The organism is Oceanihabitans sediminis (genome assembly GCF_003337215.1).
GTDB classification, from domain to species: Bacteria; Bacteroidota; Bacteroidia; order Flavobacteriales; family Flavobacteriaceae; genus Oceanihabitans; species Oceanihabitans sediminis.
In genome coordinates this window covers 1-2,929 of the sequence record NZ_QPIG01000012.1, presented here as the reverse complement: position 1 = coordinate 2,929, position 2,929 = coordinate 1, and the positions used below count along the sequence as shown (strand labels likewise).

At 28.9% G+C, this 2,929-nt stretch carries 3 protein-coding genes; all 3 read right to left on the bottom strand.

Going from position 1 to position 2,929, the window contains the following annotated elements; genetic code table 11:
* Positions 1 to 136 precede the first annotated feature (136 nt).
* Positions 137 to 718: a hypothetical protein gene (locus tag DU428_RS13300; RefSeq protein WP_123796538.1), complete on the bottom strand. Its 582-nt coding sequence runs from the start codon at positions 716 to 718 to the stop codon at positions 137 to 139.
* Between the two features lie 175 nt (positions 719 to 893).
* Positions 894 to 1,679 carry a tetratricopeptide repeat protein gene (locus DU428_RS13295; RefSeq protein ID WP_113966861.1) on the bottom strand — a complete coding sequence of 262 codons (786 nt, stop codon included), beginning with the start codon at positions 1,677 to 1,679 and terminating at the stop codon, positions 894 to 896.
* Between the two features lie 152 nt (positions 1,680 to 1,831).
* Complete coding sequence (locus DU428_RS13290) at positions 1,832 to 2,671, bottom strand: hypothetical protein (RefSeq protein WP_123796537.1); 840 nt, start codon at positions 2,669 to 2,671, stop codon at positions 1,832 to 1,834.
* Positions 2,672 to 2,929: the final 258 nt, after the last annotated feature.

Below are 2,929 nucleotides of genomic sequence, written 5' to 3'. Positions count from 1 at the left end.
GCAATAAGCTATTAAAACAAGCTTTTGCTATTGCTAAATCTGGACTAATATATGAGGATAGCTACAGAAGTTCCTTGGTGAAAAATTAATGCTTTTTTACTTGTTTTTTACCACAGTACTTTGTTAGCAGCAGATTTTATTCTATATTTAATGCTTTTTTCTGCTGTTCAGTTAAATTCCAGTTTTCTTGTATATCTAAATTCAATAAAATACAGTTGACTTTTAAATTTGAATTTTGATTCTTTAACTCTTTATACCATTCGAAAGATTGTTCATTAAATTTATCAACAAATTTCGCCCAATTTATTATAATAAAAACACTCCCATTTTCAGTTATGTCTTGGTTTAAAGGTGAAATATGTTTTAACCAATCGTTAATTGTGACTTTTTTATTGAATTTTAATGAATTGATTTTTTCAATTTCATTAATAACCTGCGAGCATTCATTGTCATTAAATCTATTTTTAACTAAATATCCGTTTGAATTGAAGAATAAAATTTCAGGTACTTGAAGTTTGTCGTTATTGTTCAGATAGGCGAAACTATTAAAATCTTTAATAGAGTATAAATCATCTTTTTCAAAATTCACTTCTTTTTCAGTAAGATATGTATTTAAACTTTCTTTATTTTCAATATTAAAATCGATTGATATATTTTTCTGCGCAAAACAAGACATAGAAGTAATAAAGAACAAAGCTATATGTACAATTATTTTCATAATTTATTATTTATAATCGTGGTTTTTTTAATTTGCTGCTAACGTTGTTGTATATGGTTTGTTGCGTGTTTCAAGTAACTAATTTAGTAAATACAAACCGAATAGAAAATCCGCGAGGATTTTCGTAAGTAGGCGAGAACTAGCAATAAATTATATACGGTGTTATGCTACGTTATTAATTCCGTTTCTTTTTATCTTTTCTGTCGCAATAAGCATAAATTAAATCATCGACTGCATTATCTCCCAATTCTTTCGCTTTCTTTAAATCTTTACAAGCACTTTTCGTTTCTTTTTTACTCGGTTGTAAATTTCCGTTTCCAGTCAGAAGATTGATTTTCGCAGTTCCACGATTTGCAATAGATTCCACATAATTTGGTTTTAATTCAATTGCTTTTGAATAGTCAATTATTGATTGCTCAAAATTCCGCAACATATCGTTCGCAGTTCCACGAATGAAATATAATTCAGGGTCTTTTGCGTTTATGGTAAAATATCTGTCACAATTTTTAATTACTTCCTCAAACTTACCTTGAGAATAATTAATTCGAGCGAGCCAATAAAGTGATGCTTCCATCATTCCATTGTTATTGTTTTTTACAACGACATAATTAAAATCCTCTTTTGCTTTTTCTAAATTTCCAGCGTGCATTTGAGAAAGTCCTCTGTCTATAAATGAAGCCATATCAGTACTGTCCAACTTAATTGCTTCTGTAAAGTCAGATATTGCTAAACCATATTTTTTAATTCGGTCATATGATAGTCCACGATTTATGAAACAAGTTTTTCGAACAGTTTTTTCGTCCACCATTTCCATCAATTCCGTATAATTTGAAATTGCCTCTTGAAATTTTCCTGATTTAAAATTCGAGTTTCCAGAAGTATATAATTCCGTCGCTTTGTTCTGCGAAAAAGTTGTTGTGGAAACTAAAATTCCAATTAAAAGTATTAATGTTTGTTTCATTGGTCTAATGTAGCATAACGTTGTTGTGTATGATTTCGTTGCGTGTTTCAGCAACTAAATTAGTAAACAAAAACGAACCAGAGGAAATTCCGAAGGAATTTCCAAGTAGGCGAGTACTAGCAATGAATTATACACGTTGTTGTAAAACGTTTTTATTCAGTTCCAATTACTATTGGAATTTGCGATTTAACTTCTTTTTCATTTACACAAGCAGGATACCATTCAGTCAATTCAATCAGCAATTTCGTTATCTGCTTTTCAATACTTTTATCTAATTGTCCTAAAAACCTAATTGGCTTCTCTTCAATTTTACCATTTTCATTAATTACAACAAAGGCTTTTATTTTACTTGGTACATAACCTTTTATATTTTTAATTTCCTTTACCAATATTTTATAATCAGATTTTAAACTTGGTACTTTGTCAGGCTTTAGATAAACTCCATTTTCGTTTGTAATTCCGTACCAAATCTTGTTTTGTTCTAATGTCCATTTATAGTCAGAAGATTGTTTGTTGATTCCTTTAAAATTTTTGAATTTACCTTTGATTTGTTCTGTTTTTATCAAAGAGTCATTTCGTATATGTTGTACTTCTAAAATATACATTCCACGCAAACCATTTATTTTGTCAAATGGATTTTGGTTTAATTTCAGATTTACTTTTTTTACTCGATAAGTAATTAAATTATCCAAATCAACAACGTCAGTCCAATAGTTGTATGTTACTTTTTTAATATTCAAATGTTTGTCAATAGAAAACTTGATGTCATTTCCAGTAAATCCAGAGGTATAACTATTTCTGATTTCTATTTCAGAATTTGATTTGAAGTTAAATTTTAAACTTTCAAAGTCATTTTTGGGATTTCCAATATCATCAAATCGATTGAATTCATCTTTAATCTCATATTTGGGAAGATTTTTGTCAATAGTTACTTTGTCTTGTCCGAAAGCAAAATTTGTGATTAAAATCAATATGATAATTTGAATTCTCAATGTTTGTTTAAATGTTTTACAACGGTATTGTGTATGGAAAGTTGCGTGTTTGCGTGCGAGGATTTTCCGAAGGAAAATCAGACGTAGCAAACGTGCAACAACCTTTGTTTTAGTACAACACCAGCAATTTTTTATATACGGCTTAAGTTAGCATTTTAATAAAAACACTAAATTAAGACCTATAAATAAGAAAGAACAAAGGAGAGGAATAAGGTTATTATATACGCAGAGACTTTGATCTCGTCAACATTGAAAATC